This is a genomic window from Octadecabacter sp. SW4 (assembly GCF_008065155.1).
Classification (GTDB): Bacteria; Pseudomonadota; Alphaproteobacteria; order Rhodobacterales; family Rhodobacteraceae; genus SW4.
Genome location: NZ_CP042819.1, coordinates 2775058 through 2793447, shown reverse-complemented (window position 1 = coordinate 2793447; position 18390 = coordinate 2775058). Strand labels below are relative to the sequence as shown.

The following is an 18390-nucleotide window of genomic DNA, read 5'->3' as shown; positions in this document are numbered from 1 at the left end:
GTCATCGCAGGCTGGTCGCGTCGATGGCGATCTGGCGTTCTTCGTCGGCTGGGATGATATGCGCGGGCAGGTCGCCCAGCCATGCCAACCGCGCCATGATCCGGTCACGTATGGGCGCCGAATTTTCGCCGATCCCGCCGGTAAAGGCGATCGCGTCGACGCCTTCCAGTGCGGCGATCAACCCGCCCGTCTGATGCACGACAGAATAGACGAAATGATCAACCGCGAATTGCGCCGCGTCTGACGGGTCGGCCAGCAGGGTGCGCATGTCGGCGCTCGTGCCCGAGAGGCCCAACAACCCGCTTTGCTTGTTCAGCAGGTGGGTAGCGGCATCGAATCCTTCTTCCTGTGCAATCCGCAAGACGGCCATACCATCAATGTCACCGGTGCGGGTGGCCATCGTCGGCCCCGACAGCGGCGAATAGCCCATCGAGGTGGCCAGCGATTTGCCATCCCTGATCGCGCAAAGGCTGACCCCCGCGCCAAGATGCAGTGCCAGCAGGCGGCGCGGCAGAGCATCGCCAAACTGGCGCACCATCCCGGCATAGGACAACCCGTGAAAGCCGTAGCGCCGAATGCCCTTCTCGCGCTGGGCGATGGGCAGGGCATAGGTGGTCGCCAGATCCGGCTGGCAGGCGTGAAAGGCCGTGTCGAAGCTCGCAAATTGCGGCACGTGTGGCAGTTGCGCGGTGACGGCGGCGATCCCCGCGAGGGCGGGCGGATTATGCAATGGCGCAAGCGGGATCATCGCTTTGATCTGGGTGATTGTTTCGTCGGTGATGCGGCACGGCGCGGTCAGGCGGCGCCCGCCGTGCACAACACGGTGGGCCGCGGCGGTGATCTGATCAAGCCGGATGCCGCGTGCCACCAGACCATCCAGCAAGTGGTCAAGCGCGTCGGCGTGATCGGCGCAGGTTACATCTGTCTTGTCACCGCCCAGCGTCATACGCCCCGCTTGGCCAACGCCTGCGATATTGCCCTCGATCACAAGATCCAGTGCTGCATCAAACACCGCGATCTTGATCGAGGACGATCCGGTATTCAGCACCAGCATCATGCGCGCCCACCTGCAGCGATGACGCCAAGCGCGGCCGAGGCGATGCGGGCGGGGGCCTGCTGGCTGCGCGAGGTCAGCAGGATCGGCACCCTGGCCCCCAGAACGATCCCGCCCGCGCAGCAGCCCATGCCAAGGACCATCAGTTTGAACAGCGCGTTGCCGGTGGTGATATTGGGTGTGACCATGATGTCGGCGTCGCCCGCGACGGGGCTGTCATAGCCTTTGACCTGTGCGGCCTGTCTGGACAGGATCAGGTCCATCGCGATGGGGCCGGCGACAATGGCCTGGGGCAGATGATCGCGTGCCCAGGCGGCGATGGCGGCGCTTTCCATCGTGTTCTGCACCGATGGGATCGGGTCTTCGGTCGGGGCGAGAAGGGCCGCCTTGGGCTGTGCGATGCCAAGGGTTTGGGCGAGGTCCACTGCCAGTGACAGGCAGGCCTGACGGGTTTCCACACTGGGATCAACATTGAGCGCGCCATCCGTCAGCAGCAGCGGGCGATCCGAATGCGGTGTCGTGATATGGAACACATGGCCGCAGCGGGTATTTTTGTCACGCAGCCCCGCCTTGGAGGGCAAAAGCCCCTTGAGGAAGGTCGAGGTATGAACCTGACCTTTCATGATCGCTTCGGCCTGTCCGGTTCGGGCGAGTTCCGCAGCTTTCACAGCGGCCTCGGCCTGTGGTGCGTGGATCAGGCGCAACTGGCTGATGTCGTAGTCCAGCTTTTCGGCAGCGGTTCTGATTTTGGTCTCGTCGCCGATTAGGATGGGTTCGGCGAGGCCCACCTCGGCGGCTTCGCGGATGCCGATCAGGGGGTTTTCGGCCCCAGCATTCACCAGTGCGACACGCGGCACAGGCAGGCTGCGCGCCTGATCAAGCAATCGTTGCGGGCAATGTGGCAGGGTGGCGGACAGAAAGGGATAGGGGTCGGGCATCGCGCGTCCTTGTTGTTTGTTTCGCCCTATTCCATCACAGGCAGACGGATGCGACCAGTGGCCCGGTCGCGGCCTCCGGCGGGCGTTATCTTGAACAGAAGAAGCCCGCCGGAGAGATTTTTGGTCACTGGGCGCGCATATCGTCCCTGGAAATTCCCGCAACCGAGACAGGCTTTTTCATCGCGTCGCGGCGGAACGGTTCGCCAAGTTCCTGATTGATCATCGCTTCGATCAGGGTGGTCTTGCCGTGTTTCATCTGGTCCTCGATTGCCTTGTTCAACGCGGCGGTCAATTCGTCCATCGTGCGCGCGACAACCCCCTGCAATCCGCAGGCCTGTGCAATGCCCGCGTAGGACACGGATGTATCCAGTTCGGTGCCGACGAAATTGTCATCGAACCAGAGCGTCGAGTTGCGCTTTTCCGCACCCCATTGGTAGTTGCGGAACACGATCTGCGTGATCGCGGGCCATTCGCCGCGCCCGATAGCGGTCAGTTCGTTGACCGCGATACCGAAAGCACCGTCCCCGGCAAAACCGACGACAGGCACGTTCGGCTGGCCGATTTTCGCGCCAACGATCGCGGGGAGGCCGTAACCGCAGGGGCCGAAAAGCCCGGGGGCGAGGTATTTGCGCCCCTCGTCAAAGTCGGGGTAGGCGTTGCCGATCGCGCAGTTGTTGCCAATGTCGGAGCTGATGATTGCCTCGCGCGGGAGTGCGCTTTGGATCGCGCGCCAGGCCATCCGGGGGCTCATCCAGTCGGGTTTGTCGGCGCGGGCGCGTTCGTTCCATGTGGTGCCGGGATCATCGTCTTCGTGGTCCATGCTGGAAAGCTGTTGTGCCCATGCGGATTTGGCTTTGGCGATGGCTGCCTTGCGCTCGGCGCGCCCGCTGTCGCCTGCGTCATCTGCAAGTTGGCTCAGGATACCGCGCGCCACTTTGGCGGCGTCGCCGACAATGCCGACCGTCACTTTTTTCGTCAGGCCGATCCGGTCGGGATTGATATCGACCTGAATGATTTTCGCATCTGTCGGCCAGTAATCCATCCCGTATCCCGGCAGCGTCGAGAACGGGTTGAGGCGGGTGCCAAGGCAGACGACGACGTCTGCGCCCTTGATCAACTCCATCCCTGCCTTGGACCCGTTGTAGCCCAGGGGACCGGCAAACAGCGGGTGGCTGCCCGGAAAGGCGTCATTGTGCTGGTAGCCAACGCAGACCGGTGCATCCAGCCGTTCGGCCAGCGCCATCGACGCCGCTATCCCGCCCTGCGACAGCACGACACCGGCGCCGTTCAGGATGACGGGGTTTTTCGCGCCCGAGATCAGGTCGGCGGCGGCCTTGATCGAGTTTTCGCCGCCCGGAGAGGTTTCAAATTCAACCGGATCGGGGATTTCAACATCGACCACTTGCGTCCAGAAATCACGCGGGATGTTTAGCTGCGCAGGGCCGGACAGGCGTTTGGCCTTGGCGATCACGCGGGTCAGGACTTCGGCGACGCGGGTCGGGTCGCGCACTTCTTCCTGATAGGCGACCATGTCTTCAAACAGTTTCATCTGTTCGACTTCCTGGAAGCCGCCCTGGCCAATGGTTTTATTGGCCGCTTGCGGCGTGACCAGCAGCAGGGGCGTGTGGTTCCAATAGGCGGTTTTCACGGCGGTCACGAAATTGGTGATGCCGGGGCCGTTCTGCGCGATCATCATCGACATCTTGCCGGTGGCGCGGGTGTAGCCGTCAGACATCATGCCTGCCGAACCTTCGTGGGCGCAATCCCAGAACTGGATGCCGGCCTGCGGGAACAGATCAGAGATCGGCATCATGGCCGACCCGATGATTCCAAAGGCGTGTTCGATACCGTGTTTCTGGAGCGTTTTAACAAAGGCTTCTTCGGTGGTCATTTTCATCTGGAGGATCCTTGGTTGGGATGTCGCGCGAGGTTATGAATTGAGCCGCTGATTCAGTAGGGCCAGTTGATTGGGTCAGGTATGGCCAGTTGTCGCTGTGATGGCAGTGGCGATCCGGGCAATCCCGTCGGGAATGCGGGTGCTGGGGATCGACGAATAGGCGAGCCGGTAATAGTTTTTGGGCGGGTCATTGGCGGCAAAGAAGGGTTGGCCCGGTTCGATCAGGACGCCGCTGCCTGCAAGGGTCGCGGCAAGTTTGGTCGTGTCAACCTGATCAGGCGCGCGCATCCAAAAGGACGAGCCGCCGAAACTGCCCGCGCCAGCAACTGTCAGCCCGTGATCGGCGATGGCGTTATCCATGACGCGGCGGCGGTCGAAATAGGCCTTGCCCATGCGCCGGATCAGCGCGTCGTAGTGGCCCCGCGACAGGAAATAGGTGGTCGTGCGCTGAATATGTCCGGGCGGGTGACGCAACACGCTGGCGCGCAGGGCGCGGGCTTCGCGGATAAAGGGCGCGGGACCGACAAGGTAGCCAAGCCGCAAGCCTGGAAACAGCGATTTCGAGAATGAGCCGACGTAGATCACCCGCCCGTTCCGATCGAGGGATTTCAAGGCAGGCGAGGGGGCCTTGAGGAAGGACATCTCAAATTCGTAGTCATCCTCGACGATCAGAAAATTGTCGCGCTCGGCCCGGTCAAGCAGGGATTGGCGGCGCAGCATCGGCATGGTGGATGTGGTCGGGCATTGGTGGCTGGGTGTGGTGAAAACAACGTCGGTATCGGGCGGCAATGCATCCGGCGGCAGTCCATCGCGATCGACGGGCAGGGCCGTCAGATGGCAGCGCGAATGGGTCAGGATGGCGCGCAACGCGGGGTAGCAGGGGTCTTCGACGACGGCGCGGCGGCGGCTGGTCAGCAATACCTGCGCGGTTAACCATAGTGCGTTCTGCGCGCCAAGCGTCAGCAGGATTTCATCGGGCTTGGCCAGTATGCCGCGCCGCGGCAGGGTTTGGCGGGCGATGAATTCGATCAGCTTGGGATCGTCCTGATCGTTATAATCGGTGGTCAGCGCGTCAAAATCCTTTTTGCCCAAAGCCTCGAGTGCGCAAAGCCGCCAATTGGCGCTGTCAAACAGGGTTGGGTCCGCCTGCCCATAAATGAAAGGATAGCGAAAACTGGCCCAATCGCGGGGTTTGGAATGGGGTTCGCTGCCGGTAAAGCGTTGGCCGATCGCGCGGGTCCAGTCGACGCTGCCAACCCCGGCGGCCTGCGCGGGAAAGCTGGGCGGTTCGGGCGCATTGTCGGACACGAAATAGCCCGAGCGCCCGCGCGCGGCGATGTAATCGTCGGCCAGCAGGTCGGTATAGGCAAGCGTCACGGTGATTCGGCTGATCCCTAGGTGCTGCGCCAGCTTGCGCGAACTGGGCAGTTTTTCGCCACGGCGGAACCGGCCGGACAAAATCCCTTCGGCGACCATTGTCTGAATCTGGCTTTGCAGCGTGCCCTGCGCCTGCGGGTCCAGAAAGAAGGTTTCTTCGGAAATCGCCATCGTGCCGATCTGGATATAAATTGCGGTTCAATCTGGATGTAAAGGAATCCGCTGCCTAAGGCTAGCGTTCTGCAATCTTAATCCTTTACCGGAGGTCGCCGTCATGGCTCTCGACGCTAAAAACAACTCTCTCGAGGAGTTCTGGATGCCCTTCACGGACAACCGTGGCTTCAAGAAGGATCCCCGCTTAATCACTGAAGCAAAAGGCGTTTACATGACGAACCACAAGGGTGGCACGGTCATTGACGGGTCATCGGGTCTGTTTTGTTCGCCTGCGGGTCATTGCCATCCGAAAATCATCGAATCGGTCCACAAGGCGATGCAGGATCTGACCTTCGCGTCGCCCTTTGGCACGGGGCACCCGCTGTCTTTTGCCCTGGCCGAAGAAATTGCGCGGATGACGCCCGAGGGGATCAACAAGATTTTCTTTGTCAATTCGGGGTCTGAAGCGGTGGATACCGCGTTGAAAATCGTCATGGCCTACAACACGGCCTGCGGCAAGAATGCGCGCCATTTTATCAGTCGCGAAAAAGCCTATCATGGCGTCAACATCGGCGGTGTCGCCCTGAGCGGGCTGGTGAATAACCGGCGCGCGTTTTCGGTGACGATGCCCGGTGTCGTCCACATGCGTCACACATGGACTGACGAGGAAATGAAAACGCCCGGTTGCCGGACCACGGGCGCGGATCGTGCCGAAGATTTGCAGCGGATCGTCGACAATTTCGGCGCGGAAACAATCGCGGCCGTGTTCGTCGAACCGGTTGCAGGATCGTGCGGCACGCTGCCCCCGCCCAAGGGATACCTTAAGCGGTTGCGCGAATTGTGTGACAAGCACGGCTTGTTGCTGGTATTTGACGAGGTGATCACGGGCTTTGGCCGTGTGGGTGGCACATTTGCCGCCGACGCCTTTGATGTGACGCCGGATATCATGACGATGGCCAAGGCGCTGACCAACGGGTCGATGCCGATGGGTGCGGTCGCCGTGCGCGACGATATCTATGAAACCGTGACCGATAAGGCGGCGATGGGCGGGATCGAACTGTTCCACGGCTATACCTATTCCGGCCACCCTGCCGCCTGTGCTGCCGGACTGGCGAGCATGGCGATCTACCGCGAAGAACAGCTGTTTGAGCGCGCCAATGACATGGCTCCCTATTTTGAAAAGGCGGTGATGGAGCTGGCCGAACTTGATCTGGTCAAGGACATCCGCACCATTGGCATGATGGCCGGTGTCGAGCTTTATCCGGGAGACAAACCGGGGCTGCGCGGGGTTGCCGCCCAGACCGATCTGTTCTGGAACGGGTGTCACATCAAATTCACCGGCGACAATGCGATTCTTGCGCCGATGTTCATCAGCGAGGAGAAGCACATCGACGAGATTGTCGATAAACTTCGCAAGACGATCGAGGCCATTCCGGCCTAGGTGTCGGGCCCATCCGGATCATACCGGATGGGCCTTTTGCTATTCCGGGGTTGGACAACGGCACGAAACGTGCTTCGTTTAACGTCGGACCGCTCTGGTATCGGGGCAAAACCAACGATTGAGGCAGGGTAAACCTGCCCGGCGTAATCCGGCCCGCAAGGGTCACCAACATGGGAGACGATAAATGAAACTCACTTCTAAACTGATGGGTGCGGCTGCTGGCCTTGCACTTCTTGGCGGCGCACAGGCTGCGCTGGCCGAAGCCCACCTGAGCGAAATCACCGTCGGGTATTTCCTTGAGTGGCCGATGCCGTTCCAATACGCCAAGGTCAACGGCATGTATGACGAAGCGATGGGCGTGACCATCAACTGGGTCAGCTTTGACACTGGCACGGCAATGTCCGCGGCGATGGCATCCGGCGATGTTCAGCTTTCTGTCAGTCAGGGTATCCCGCCCTTCGTGGTCGCAACATCCGCGGGTCAGGACATTCAGGTGCTTGATGTGGCTGTGTCTTATGCCGACAACGATAACTGTGTTGTCGCCGAAAGCCGCGAGATTGACGCTTCGACTGCCGCTGATCTGGCCGGATCAAAGGTTGCTGTGCCGCTTGGCACCGCCGCGCACTATGGTTTCCTGCGTCAGATGGACTATTTCGGCGTCGACCTGGGTAGCCTTGAAGTTGTTGACATGGCCCCCGCTGACGGTGCTGCCGCGCTGGCACAGGGTCAGGTTGATATGGCCTGTGGTTGGGGCGGCGCGCTGCGCCGTATGCTAGAGCACGGCAACGTGCTGCTGAGCGGTGATGAAAAGACCGAACTGGGTATTCTTGTGTTTGACGCGACAACCGCGCCGGCTGATTTTGCCGCCGAAGAACCCGAACTGGTCGCCAAGTTCCTGGCTGTCACTGCCCAAGCCAACGCTATGTGGAACGCCGGTGGCGCAGACGCCGAAGCGATGCTGCCGGTCATCGCGCAGGACGCGGGTATGGATGAAGGTGCCACCGCTGAAACGATGGCAACGTTCGTCTTCCCAAGTGTTGAGGACCAACTGAGCGCGGCCTGGTTGGGTGGCAATGCTGCCAACTTCATGAAGGGCGTGGCAGATGTGTTTGTGGCCTCTGGCTCCATCGATTCGGCGCTGGATAGCTACGAAGGTGCTGTGAACGCGGGCCCACTGGCCGCTGCCGCAGATATGTAAGACCAGATTGGCGGCGCGGGAGAGCCTGCGCCGCCGTTCCCATTCAGGCGTTTTCGGCAAAACCACCCGTGCGGTGGCCTTTCCGAAAACACTTTGGGGCAGGGTATGAGCGGACTACACATCAAGAACATATCAATGCGCTTTGACTTGCCGAACGGCAGTTCGGTGCAAGCGCTCAAGGACGTGACCCTTGATATCAAACAGGGCGAGCTGATGAGCGTGCTTGGCCCCTCGGGCTGTGGCAAGACGACATTGCTGAATATCGTCGCGGGTTTTCTGGCTCCGACCGAGGGGCAGATCGAATTGAATGGCCATGTGGTGCAGGGGCCGGATGCGGAACGCGGTATGGTGTTTCAGCAGGGCGCGCTGTTTGAATGGATGTCGGTGCGCGAGAATGTCAGTTTTGGCCCGCGCATGGCCGGAAAGCGTCCGCGCGATTACATTGAAAATGTTGACCACCTGCTGGATGTGGTGGGCCTGCAAGAATTCAAGGAAAAAGCGATTTACGAATTGTCCGGCGGGATGCAGCAGCGCGTGGCGCTGGCGCGCTGTCTGGCCAACGATCCTGACGTGATCCTGATGGATGAACCATTGGGCGCGCTTGATGCGCTGACCCGTGAAAAGATGCAGGGGCTGGTGCTGAAGCTGTGGAAAGAGACGGGCAAGACGATCATCCTGATCACCCACTCGGTCGAGGAAGCCTTGCTGTTGGGCGAGCGCCTGTTGGTCATGGCCCCGCGCCCGGGCCGGATTCACAAGGAATATCGCCTGCCGTTTGCCGACATGGGTGTGGATGCCGACCTGCGCGAGATCAAGAAACACCCCGATTATAACAAGACCCGCGAAGAAATTCTGGCGATGATCTGGGATATGGAAGAAGAAATCATGGGTCGCACGGAGGCAGGAGCATGACGTTATTACTTGATCTATGGACCGAGCTTGTTCTTGTGCTGCAAACGCTTGCCTATGCCGTGCCCTATATCGCTGCCTACGTCGGGATTGTGCTGCTGACGGCGGTGATCTGGACTGCGATCAAGCGGTTCCTGACCCCCAAACACGATTATAGCTCGCTGAAGACCGTGACGTTTGGCGATGAAAGTGCTGTGTCCTCGAACACGGTCGCATCGGTCGTGTCTGTCCTGTTCATATTCGTGATGTGGGGGTCATTTACCGGATCGAACTGGATCCCGTCTTTTCTGCATGTCCCCGGTGCCTATACCGGCACGGGCAGCTTTACCTATACCGCCGAGGATGACAGCGGCCAGACGGCGCAAGCCACCGTCGACGTGGTGGTTTTCCCATTGGGCGAAGACACGGATGCGCCTGAAACCACTGGCGAGAATGACAGTGTCGCCATTCAAGCCTACCGCAGTGAACTGGTCCGTTGGGATGCCAATGATGCGCTGACCCGTGACGATGGGGCGGTGATCACCGCCATCAACGGCGAACCGATTGCGCAGGGCAGCCCTGTTGATGTGGGCTTTGCCCAGGTCAGCCTGACAAGCCGTGGAACGCTGAACATCGCCCCCGACAAGGGCTGGCAGATGGAGCCGATCTGGCTGCCCCCGCCCGAGGATGTCTGGGCAAGGATCAAGGAAATCTCGACCGATGGTTTCCGCAATTCGACGCTGGCCGAACACTTGGGGTATTCACTGTTTCGCGTGATCATCGGCTTTATTCTAGGCGCGTTGGTCGGCATTCCGCTGGGCTATGCGATGGGGCTGTCGAACTGGTTTCGTGGCTGGTTTGACCCGATCGTGGAATTCATGCGGCCGGTGCCGCCCTTGGCCCTGATTCCGCTGGTGATCCTGTGGGCGGGGATTGGCGAGGTCGGCAAGATCATCCTGCTGTTCCTCGCGGCCCTTTGGATCATGGCGATTGCCGCGCGGTCCGGCGTGTCGGGCGTGCGCATCACCAAAGTTCACGCCGCCTATAGTCTGGGCGCATCAAAATGGCAGATCATGCGCCATGTGATCATCCCCAACTCTTTGCCGGAAATCTTTACCGGCGCGCGGGTGGCGATGGGGGTGTGCTGGGGCACGGTTGTGGCCGCTGAACTGGTCGCCGCCGAAAAAGGTGCGGGTATGATGATCATGACCGCCTCGAAATTCCAGATCACGTCGATCGTGATCGCGGGTATCATCCTGATCGGGATCATCGGGTTCAGCATCGATATGCTGATGCGCTGGGCCGAACGGTTGTTGGTGCCTTGGAAGGGCAAGGGCTAGGATCGCCAAAAGCTGTTTTCAGAAAAACGAACAAACCGGGGCAGGGGTGTGAAAACCACTGCCCCTTTTGCATGGGCGGCCCTAGGTTTGGCGCAAACAACGGGGGCAACATGGCAACGTATCTCAAGAAAGCAGACCGCACGGCACAAACCGATCAGCAGGACGTGCGCGCGGCTGTGCGCAAACTTCTGGCCGAGATTGAAACAGGTGGCGAGGAGGCCGCCCGCGCGATGGCCCAGCGGTTTGATGGGTGGACAGGTGCGCCGGTTCTGACGCGCGATGATCTGGAGGCCGCGATTGCGCAAGTGCCGCAACAGACCCGCGACGATATCCGCTTTGCCCGTGACAACATCCAGCGTTTCGCCGAGGCCCAGCGCGAAACGATCCACGACATGGAGGTCGAGATTTTGCCGGGTCTGTTGGCGGGGCAGCGCCAGATTCCCGTCAGCGCGGCGGGCTGTTACGTGCCGGGCGGGCGCTATGCCCATATCGCCAGCGCGATGATGACCGTGACCACCGCCAAAGTCGCGGGTGTCGGCCATATCGCCGCCTGTTCGCCGCCCCGTCCCGATACCGGGATACCGGCGGAAATTCTGTATGCGATGGACGCCTGCGGTGCCGATGCGATTCTGAACATGGGCGGTGTGCAGGCCGTGGCGGCGATGGCGCTGGGCCTGTTCGGTCTGCCCAAGGCCGATATTCTGGTCGGCCCCGGAAACCAGTTCGTTGCCGAGGCCAAGCGCATTTTGTTTGGTTCTGTCGGGATCGACATGGTCGCGGGGCCAACCGATTTGTTGATTCTTGCCGATGGGCTGGCCGACCCAGCCCTGGTGGCCTGCGATTTGGTCGGGCAGGCCGAGCATGGCTATAATTCACCGGTCTGGCTGGTCACCGACAGTGCCGATCTGGCCGCTGATGTGATGGCGCGCGTGCCTGCGTTGATTGATGCTTTGCCGCAAGTCAACGCCGAGAACGCCCGCGCCGCATGGGCCGATTACGCCGAGGTTGTTCTGTGCGACACCCCCGAGGAAATGGCGCAGGTCTCTGATAGATACGCGCCCGAACACCTGCATGTGCAATGCGCCGATCTGGATTGGTGGCTGGCGCGGCTTTCGGCGTATGGGTCACTTTTTCTGGGCGAGGAAACGACGGTAGCCTTTGGTGACAAGGCGTCCGGCCCCAACCACGTTTTGCCGACCAGCGGTGCCGCGCGCTATACCGGCGGGCTGTCGGTGGGCAAGTTTTTCAAGACGGTTACCTGGCAGCGATCCAGCCGTGACGCCGCCCGCCCCGTGGCCGAAGCGACCGCGCGGATCTCGCGACTTGAAGGGATGGAAGGCCATGCGCGCACGGCCGATATTCGTCTTGAGAAATATTTTCCAGACGAGGTGTTCGATTTAGGGCGCTGACCCCTTGACCTTCCCGTGACTAGAACGTTTAAGTGCACGTTGAACTTACGGCAAGGAGTCCCGAAATGGGCATGCAGACGACATTGAATTTTGAAATTGACGGGATGACCTGCGGCAGTTGCGTGGGGCGCGCCGAAAAGGCGATTGCCGCTGTGCAGGGCGTATCCCGCGCTGAAGTGAACCTTGCCAACTCGAGCGCGCGTGTCACGATTGATGGTGATGAAACGGCCCGCGCGGTCAGCGGAGCCTTGCTTGAGGCGGGATATCCGGCGGTGCCGCGCAAGCAGCGCTTGCAGATTGAGGGCATGACCTGTGCCTCTTGTCTTGCCAAGGTCGAGGCCGCGTTGAACGGGGTGTCGGGCGTTGTCACGGCCAGCGTGAACCTGGCGAGCGGGGTCGCGAGTGTCACGACGCTGACCGATAATCCTGCCGGGTTGATTGCCGCCGTGCGCGGTGTTGGATATGACGCCACCCCGATCAATGATGGCGCACAGCCCGTTGACCGCCATGCGCAAGACGCGCGTCGCATTGGCTGGAATGTGCTTTTTGCAGCGGTGCTGACTTTTCCGGTCGCTGTTGTTGAAATGGGTGGCCATGTGTTTCCCATCATCCATACTTGGGTAAACAGCAATATTGGCATGCAGGAAAGTTGGCTGATCCAGTTTGTGCTGGCGACGATTGTGCTGGCCATTCCCGGGCGCAGTTTCTTTACCAAGGGTGTCCCTGCCTTGTTGCGCGGTGCGCCAGATATGAACGCGCTGGTGGTTCTGGGCACAGGTGCGGCCTGGCTGTTTTCGACTGTCGCCGTGTTTCGACCGCAGTGGCTGCCCGAAGGCACGGTTGTCGTTTATTACGAAGCGGCGGCGGTGATTATCACGCTGATCCTGCTGGGTCGCTGGCTTGAGGCGCGCGCCAAGGGACGCACTGGTGCGGCCATTCGCAAACTGGTCGGATTGCGCCCTGCGACAGCACGTATTGAACGCGACGGTGAGGTGGTCGAGATCGCGGTGGACGACGTGCAATATGGCGATATTCTGGTGATCCGCCCTGGTGAGCGGATCGCCGTCGATGGTATCCTGCGCGAAGGCGAAAGCTGGGTCGACGAAAGCATGATCACCGGCGAACCGCTGCCCGTTGAAAAGACCAAGGGCACGACGCTTGTCGGTGGCACGGTCAACGGCAACGGTGCGTTGCGGATGCGGGCCACGGCGGTGGGCGCGGACACGATGCTGGCGCGGATCATTTCGATGGTCGAAGAAGCCCAGGGCGCACGGCTTCCGGTGCAGGACCTGGTGAACTGGATCACGTCGTGGTTCGTGCCTGTGGTGATGGTCATCGCCACCGTCACTGTCGGGGTATGGTTTTTGTTCGGCCCTGCTCCTGCCTTGCCATTTGCGTTGGTTGCGGGCGTGTCGGTGCTGATCATCGCTTGCCCCTGCGCGATGGGGCTGGCCACGCCTACGTCGATTATGGTCGGCACGGGACGGGCGGCGGAATTGGGCGTATTGTTCCGTCAGGGTGATGCTTTGCAGGCGCTGCAGGGCGTCGAAGTCGTGGCCTTTGACAAGACAGGCACCCTCACCGAGGGGCGGCCCGTTTTGACGGATATCATGGCGCTGAACGGTGACGAGGATGGGCTTTTGGCACAGGTTGCGGCCGTGGAGGCACTGTCGGAACACCCCTTGGGGCGTGCGGTGGTGCAAGCGGCCAAGGACAAGGGTCTGACCCTGCCGGTGGTCAAGGATTTCACCGCGATCACGGGGTTCGGCTTGAGCGCGCAGATCAACGGGCGCACCGTGCTGGTTGGCGCCGCACGCCTGCTGACGCGCGAAGGTGTCGATGCGGCGCCCCTGTCCGAGATGACCGACAGGTTGGCGCGACAAGGCAAGACCCCGATGCTGGTCGCGGTTGATGGGCAGGCGGTAGGCGTCATGGCCGTGGCCGACAAGGCCAAGCCGAATGCCAAAGCCACTGTTGCGGCTCTGCATGCGCAGGGGCTGCGTGTTGCGATGATCACCGGCGATATGGCGGCCACAGCGCAGCATATCGCGGATGAGTTGGGCATTGATCAGGTCGTCGCCGAGGTGCTGCCCGAGGGTAAAGTCGATGCCGTGAAGGCCCTGCAAGGCGGCGGAACCAAAGTCGCCTTTGTCGGGGACGGGATCAATGATGCGCCCGCGCTGGCGACCGCGGATGTGGGCGTGGCGATTGGCACCGGCACGGATGTGGCCGTTGAAAGTGCGGATGTGGTGCTGATGGCGGGCGATCCGTCCGGCGTGGGCAATGCGATTGCCATCAGCCGAGCGACGCTGCGCAATATCAAACAGAACCTTGTCTGGGCGTTCAGCTATAACGTGCTGTTGATCCCCGTTGCGGCGGGCATCCTGTTCCCGCTTTGGGGCGTGATGCTTTCCCCACAACTGGCTGCGGGGGCGATGGCGCTGTCAAGCGTTCTGGTGCTGGGGAACGCGCTGCGGCTGCGTTGGGTGCAACCATGAATATCGGTGAAGTCAGCAACCGCACCGGCCTGCCCGCCAAGACGATCCGCTACTACGAGGATATCGGGTTGGTCACGCCACAGCGCGCCGCAAATGGTTATCGCGAATTTCGCAATAGTGATGCGCACAAACTGGCGTTTCTGGGCAATGCGCGGGGCTTGGGGTTTTCAATCGAGGATTGCCGCGCCTTGTTGACCCTTTGGGAAGACCGCAGCCGCGCCAGTGGCGATGTGCGCCAGATTGCCAAGGATCATCTGGCCGAGATTGACCTCAAGATCACGGGCTTGCAGGCGATGCGCGCGACCCTTTCGGATTTGGTGACGGCCTGCGCAGGCGACGACAGACCCGACTGTCCGATCCTTAAGGGGCTTGAAGGTTAAAGCCGCGCCGTCAGCCGGTGCAGCATGGTCACGCACTGATCAAGTTGGTCCAACGCGATGAATTCATCGGGTTTATGCGCCTGCGCGATTGACCCCGGCCCGCAGACGACCACATCCATCCCGAGGGTCTGAAACAGCCCCGCTTCGGTGCCAAAGGGTACGGTGTCAGCCCCGTTCGCGCCGGTCAGTTCCATCACCAGATCGCGCGCGGCGTTCGCGATCATCGGCTCCAGCCCCACAACTTCGCCCCAGGTTTCGGTGCGGATCGTGGCGCTGGGGTCGATGGCTTGCATCGCTGGCAGCAGGTGGTTGGCGCAATACTCATGCAGATCGCGTTTCACCAGTTCGGCGTCGCCAGGTTGCACGGGGCGCATTTCCCAATCCACATGCGCCTTGCCCGGGATCACGTTATGGGCCACGCCGCCATGTAGTCCGCCGGTGTTGATCGTTGTCCACGCTGGGTCAAAGCGGCTGTCGGCCGGGGCGCGGGCGCGCAGACGGTCCTTGAGGTCAAGCAGGCGGGCAACATAGCGCGCGGCGTATTCCACGGCGTTCACGCCCAGATCGGGGGATGATCCGTGCCCTTCAAGCCCGGTGAAATGGGTGGTGTATTCAAAGCAGCCTTTGTGCCCTTCGATCACGCGCATTTCGGTGGGTTCGCCGATGATGGCCAGCGCCGGACGCAGCCCCTTTTCGCGCAGGTTTTCCACCAGGGCACCGCCGCCGATGCAGCCGGTTTCTTCGTCATAGGTAAAGGCGAAATGCAGCGGGCGGGTGGTGACCGCGGCCGCGAATGTGGGGGCCATCGCAACGCAGGCGGCGATAAACCCTTTCATGTCACAGGTGCCACGCCCGAACACTGCGCCGTCCCGTTCATCCATCACGAACGGGTCGCTGGACCAGTCCTGATCGGCGACAGGCACCACATCTGTGTGGCCCGAAAGGATGATCCCGCCGTCCCCTTCGGGGCCAAGGGTGGCGAACAGGTTGGCCTTTTTGCCGGTCGGATCACGCTGGATGTCGATGCGCGCGCCCGCGTCCGCCAAAAGGGTCGCAAGGTGGTCGATCATTGCCAGATTACTGTCCACGGATACCGTAGGAAAGCCGATCAGATCGCGCAGGATTTCAGTGGTTTTTTGCAGGTCGCTCATCTGGTGTCCTTGGCATTGGCGGCGGGCATGATCATACTTGTGCCAACGGGAGTTTACGATGCCACACGCACTTGTCACCGAAGAAATGATTGCCGCCTACCAGCGCGACGGGGTTGTGCTGGTCAGGGGGCTGTTTGCCGATCACGTGGAAACGATCCGCGCTGGCATTGACCGCAATATGGCTGACCCCGGCCCTTATGCCGCCGAGAACCTGAAAGAGGGCGAGGCGGGGCGCTTTTTTGATGATTACTGCAATTGGACGCGCATCCCTGAGTTCGCGGAGGTAATCCGGCAGTCTCCGGCTGCGGAAGTGGCTGCCGATCTGATGGCATCGCAGGCCGTGCAGGTGTTTCACGATCACGTGCTGGTCAAGGAACCGGGCACAAGCAAGCCAACCCCCTGGCATCAGGACGGGCCGTATTACTTTGTCGATGGCGTGCAGAACGTCAGCTTTTGGTCGCCCGTCGATCCGGTGACGGATGCATCCCTGCGCTGTGTTGCAGGATCGCATTTGTGGCCAAAGCCGGTGTTGCCAACGCGCTGGCTGTCCGAGACGAATTTCTACCCCGACGATGATGCCTATATGCCAGTGCCGGACCCTGACGGCGAGGGTATGGATATCCGGGAGTGGCCCATGGAACCGGGCGATGCAGTGGCCTTTAACTATGGCATTTTGCACGGCGCGCGCGGCAATGAAGCGGCGGCGCGCAGGCGAGCGTTTTCGCTGCGTTTGTTGGGCGATGATGCGCGTTATGTGCAGCGCCCCGGCCCCACGTCACCGCCGTTTCCGGGGCACGGCATGTCCGTTGGGCAAAAGCTGCGCGAAGACTGGTTTCCAACTGTGTTTCGGCGTCCATCATGACCCGGAAGGTCATCGTTGTGGGCGCGGGGATCGTCGGCGCGTCGATCGCCCTGCATCTGGCCGAGGGTGGCGCGGATGTGACCGTGCTTGAGGCAGTCGCACCGGCCAGCGGGGCCAGTGGTAAATCGTTTGGATGGATCAACGCGAATTTCGCCGAAACGCCCGCCTATTTCCGCCTGCGCCGCGCAGCGATTGATGCCTTTCACGATGTGGCTGACCGGATCGGGGCCCAGGCACCCGTTCGTTGGCACGGCAGCCTGTGGTGGGAAGACAGCGGCGCGGATTTCGATGCGCATTTCGCTGAATTGCAGGCGTTTGGATACGAGGCCGAATTGGTTGATGCGTCCGGGTTTCGTGCGCTGGAACCCAATGTCGCCGACCCGCCTGCGCAGTGCATCCGCACCAGTGTCGAAGGCGCAGCAGACGGCGAGGGCATGACGCGCGCCCTGCTTGCGGCCGCCGCAGGATGGGGGGCAAGCGTGGTTGCCGGGTGCGAGGTTACGGGGATTGTGACGCATGGCGATCATGTCACCGGCGTGACGACGAGTTTTGGTGATGTGACAGCCGATGATGTGGTGGTTGCCACGGGGGTTGCCAGCGGTGATCTGCTGGCAAAGGTCAGCGTGCGCCTGCCGATGGACAACAAGACCGGCGTGATCGTGCATACCGCGCCCTTGGCCCCGATCCTGCGCCACGTGATCATGTCGCCCGATATCCATTTCCGGCAGGAAAACGATGGCCGTATCATCATGGGCGAGGTGTTCAGCGGTGGCGGGCTTGACGAGGACTTGGGCGAAAGCCCGGCCGATTTCGCCGCCAAGATGCTGGAAAGGCTGCGCGCGCGTCTGCCATCGGTGCCTGACCTGAAGGTCGCGTCGATCATGACCGGCCAGCGCCCGGTGCCGGTTGACGGCTTTCCGGTGATCGGGGCAGCGCGCGGGGTTCGGGGGCTTTATATGGCGGCGATGCACAGCGGCATCACGTTGGGGCCGCTGGTTGGCAAACTGGCCGCGCAGGACATTCTGCACGGCCAGCGCGATGAACTGCTGGCCCCTTTTGGACCAGACCGGTTTAACTGAACGCCGCGGTCAGCGCGATATCGACCATATCGCCAAAACTGCGCTCGCGTTGATCTGCCGGCAAGGCTTCGTGGGTGATCAGGTGGTCGCTGACAGTCAGCACGGCCAGGGCGCGGCGCTTGTGCCGGGCCGCAAGGATATACAGTTCAGCCGCTTCCATTTCGACGCCCAAAATGCCGTGGCGCTGCATTTGTTCGGTCAGATCGGGGCGTTCGTCATAGAACACGTCCGATGAATAGATCCCACCCACATGGGTCTTGACCTTGAGCGCCCCGGCGGCGTGATAGGCCTTGTGCAGCAGATCGAAGTCGGCGGTCGGCGCAAAGTTCAGGTCTTTGAATATCCCGCGCGAGGGGGTCGAAAGCGTTGATGCCGTTGTCGCAAGGATCACGTCGCGCACGCCCACATGGTCCTGCATCCCGCCGCATGATCCGATGCGGATCAGCGTCTGCGCGTTGTATTCGGTGATCAGTTCGTTGGCATAGATCGACAGCGAAGGCATCCCCATGCCAGACCCCTGGATGGTTACGCGGTTGCCTTTCCATGTGCCGGTGAATCCCAGCATGCCGCGCACTTCGTTCACGCAGACGGCGTTCTCCAGAAAGGCCTCGGCGGCCCATTTGGCACGATACGGATCGCCCGGCATCAGGACGGTTTCGGCGATGTCGCCCGGCTTTGCTCCGATGTGGATTGTCATGTGGCGAACCCCTGATTTTGTGACTATC

15 protein-coding genes are annotated in these 18390 nt (G+C 61.3%); 9 read left to right on the top strand and 6 right to left on the bottom strand.

Features of this window, described 5'->3' with window-relative positions:
• Position 1 precedes the first annotated feature (1 nt).
• The 4 genes from FTO60_RS13810 to FTO60_RS13795 form a co-directional block, all read right to left on the bottom strand.
• On the bottom strand, positions 2–1057 hold the full coding sequence (locus FTO60_RS13810) for an acetate/propionate family kinase (RefSeq protein WP_148056506.1): 1056 nt from the start codon (positions 1055–1057) through the stop codon (positions 2–4).
• Positions 1054–1992, bottom strand: a complete 939-nt coding sequence (locus FTO60_RS13805; RefSeq protein ID WP_148056505.1) for a phosphate acyltransferase — start codon at positions 1990–1992, stop codon at positions 1054–1056. Before FTO60_RS13805 ends, FTO60_RS13810 begins: the two co-directional genes overlap by 4 nt.
• Before the next feature lie 124 nt (positions 1993–2116).
• Positions 2117–3889 carry a sulfoacetaldehyde acetyltransferase gene (xsc, locus tag FTO60_RS13800; protein WP_148056504.1) on the bottom strand — a complete coding sequence of 591 codons (1773 nt, stop codon included), beginning with the start codon at positions 3887–3889 and terminating at the stop codon, positions 2117–2119.
• A gap of 75 nt (positions 3890–3964) precedes the next feature.
• Positions 3965–5437 (bottom strand): PLP-dependent aminotransferase family protein, encoded by a 1473-nt coding sequence (locus FTO60_RS13795; RefSeq protein ID WP_148056503.1) that lies wholly within the window; start codon positions 5435–5437, stop codon positions 3965–3967.
• Between the two features lie 103 nt (positions 5438–5540).
• Between FTO60_RS13795 and FTO60_RS13790 the strand changes: the two genes are divergently transcribed.
• The 7 genes from FTO60_RS13790 (at position 5541) to cueR (ending at position 14573) form a co-directional block, all read left to right on the top strand.
• On the top strand, positions 5541–6860 hold the full coding sequence (locus FTO60_RS13790) for an aminotransferase class III-fold pyridoxal phosphate-dependent enzyme (RefSeq protein ID WP_148056502.1): 1320 nt from the start codon (positions 5541–5543) through the stop codon (positions 6858–6860).
• Between the two features lie 184 nt (positions 6861–7044).
• Entirely contained in the window at positions 7045–8058 is a 1014-nt protein-coding gene (locus FTO60_RS13785; protein ID WP_148056501.1) for an ABC transporter substrate-binding protein, read from the top strand.
• 105 nt (positions 8059–8163) lie between these two features.
• The gene (locus FTO60_RS13780; protein ID WP_148056500.1) at positions 8164–8970 is read left to right on the top strand and encodes an ABC transporter ATP-binding protein; all 807 of its coding nucleotides are present in this window, start codon (positions 8164–8166) and stop codon (positions 8968–8970) included.
• Positions 8967–10286, top strand: a complete 1320-nt coding sequence (locus FTO60_RS13775) for an ABC transporter permease subunit (protein ID WP_148056499.1) — start codon at positions 8967–8969, stop codon at positions 10284–10286. Before FTO60_RS13780 ends, FTO60_RS13775 begins: the two co-directional genes overlap by 4 nt.
• Before the next feature lie 110 nt (positions 10287–10396).
• Positions 10397–11695: a histidinol dehydrogenase gene (gene hisD / locus FTO60_RS13770; RefSeq protein ID WP_148056498.1), complete on the top strand. Its 1299-nt coding sequence runs from the start codon at positions 10397–10399 to the stop codon at positions 11693–11695.
• A 65-nt stretch (positions 11696–11760) separates the two neighbouring features.
• Entirely contained in the window at positions 11761–14193 is a 2433-nt protein-coding gene (locus FTO60_RS13765) for a heavy metal translocating P-type ATPase (RefSeq protein WP_148056497.1), read from the top strand.
• Positions 14190–14573 (top strand): Cu(I)-responsive transcriptional regulator, encoded by a 384-nt coding sequence (cueR, locus tag FTO60_RS13760; RefSeq protein WP_148056496.1) that lies wholly within the window; start codon positions 14190–14192, stop codon positions 14571–14573. The genes FTO60_RS13765 and cueR overlap by 4 nt, the downstream gene beginning before the upstream one ends.
• Here the strand turns inward: cueR and argE are convergent.
• Positions 14570–15724, bottom strand: a complete 1155-nt coding sequence (argE, locus tag FTO60_RS13755) for an acetylornithine deacetylase (RefSeq protein WP_148056495.1) — start codon at positions 15722–15724, stop codon at positions 14570–14572. The genes cueR and argE overlap by 4 nt on opposite strands.
• A 58-nt stretch (positions 15725–15782) precedes the next feature.
• Here argE and FTO60_RS13750 point away from each other — a divergent pair, with 58 nt between their 5' ends.
• Together FTO60_RS13750 and FTO60_RS13745 are read left to right on the top strand one after the other, a co-directional pair.
• Entirely contained in the window at positions 15783–16586 is an 804-nt protein-coding gene (locus FTO60_RS13750) for a phytanoyl-CoA dioxygenase family protein (RefSeq protein WP_148056494.1), read from the top strand.
• The gene (locus tag FTO60_RS13745; RefSeq protein WP_148056493.1) at positions 16583–17665 is read left to right on the top strand and encodes an FAD-binding oxidoreductase; all 1083 of its coding nucleotides are present in this window, start codon (positions 16583–16585) and stop codon (positions 17663–17665) included. Before FTO60_RS13750 ends, FTO60_RS13745 begins: the two co-directional genes overlap by 4 nt.
• Here FTO60_RS13745 and deoD read toward each other — a convergent pair.
• Entirely contained in the window at positions 17658–18362 is a 705-nt protein-coding gene (deoD, locus tag FTO60_RS13740) for a purine-nucleoside phosphorylase (RefSeq protein WP_148056492.1), read from the bottom strand. The genes FTO60_RS13745 and deoD overlap by 8 nt on opposite strands.
• Between the last annotated feature and the right edge of the window lie 28 nt (positions 18363–18390).

Coding starts and splice junctions, on each gene's coding strand:
- FTO60_RS13805 (WP_148056505.1), bottom strand. CDS start 1,992: ATGCCCGACCCCTATCCCTTTCTGTCCGCCACCCTGCCACATTGCCCG.
- FTO60_RS13790 (WP_148056502.1), top strand. CDS start 5,541: ATGGCTCTCGACGCTAAAAACAACTCTCTCGAGGAGTTCTGGATGCCC.
- hisD (WP_148056498.1), top strand. CDS start 10,397: ATGGCAACGTATCTCAAGAAAGCAGACCGCACGGCACAAACCGATCAG.
- xsc (WP_148056504.1), bottom strand. CDS start 3,889: ATGAAAATGACCACCGAAGAAGCCTTTGTTAAAACGCTCCAGAAACAC.
- FTO60_RS13775 (WP_148056499.1), top strand. CDS start 8,967: ATGACGTTATTACTTGATCTATGGACCGAGCTTGTTCTTGTGCTGCAA.
- FTO60_RS13750 (WP_148056494.1), top strand. CDS start 15,783: ATGCCACACGCACTTGTCACCGAAGAAATGATTGCCGCCTACCAGCGC.
- FTO60_RS13795 (WP_148056503.1), bottom strand. CDS start 5,437: ATGGCGATTTCCGAAGAAACCTTCTTTCTGGACCCGCAGGCGCAGGGC.
- deoD (WP_148056492.1), bottom strand. CDS start 18,362: ATGACAATCCACATCGGAGCAAAGCCGGGCGACATCGCCGAAACCGTC.
- FTO60_RS13780 (WP_148056500.1), top strand. CDS start 8,164: ATGAGCGGACTACACATCAAGAACATATCAATGCGCTTTGACTTGCCG.
- argE (WP_148056495.1), bottom strand. CDS start 15,724: ATGAGCGACCTGCAAAAAACCACTGAAATCCTGCGCGATCTGATCGGC.
- cueR (WP_148056496.1), top strand. CDS start 14,190: ATGAATATCGGTGAAGTCAGCAACCGCACCGGCCTGCCCGCCAAGACG.
- FTO60_RS13785 (WP_148056501.1), top strand. CDS start 7,045: ATGAAACTCACTTCTAAACTGATGGGTGCGGCTGCTGGCCTTGCACTT.
- FTO60_RS13745 (WP_148056493.1), top strand. CDS start 16,583: ATGACCCGGAAGGTCATCGTTGTGGGCGCGGGGATCGTCGGCGCGTCG.
- FTO60_RS13765 (WP_148056497.1), top strand. CDS start 11,761: ATGGGCATGCAGACGACATTGAATTTTGAAATTGACGGGATGACCTGC.
- FTO60_RS13810 (WP_148056506.1), bottom strand. CDS start 1,057: ATGATGCTGGTGCTGAATACCGGATCGTCCTCGATCAAGATCGCGGTG.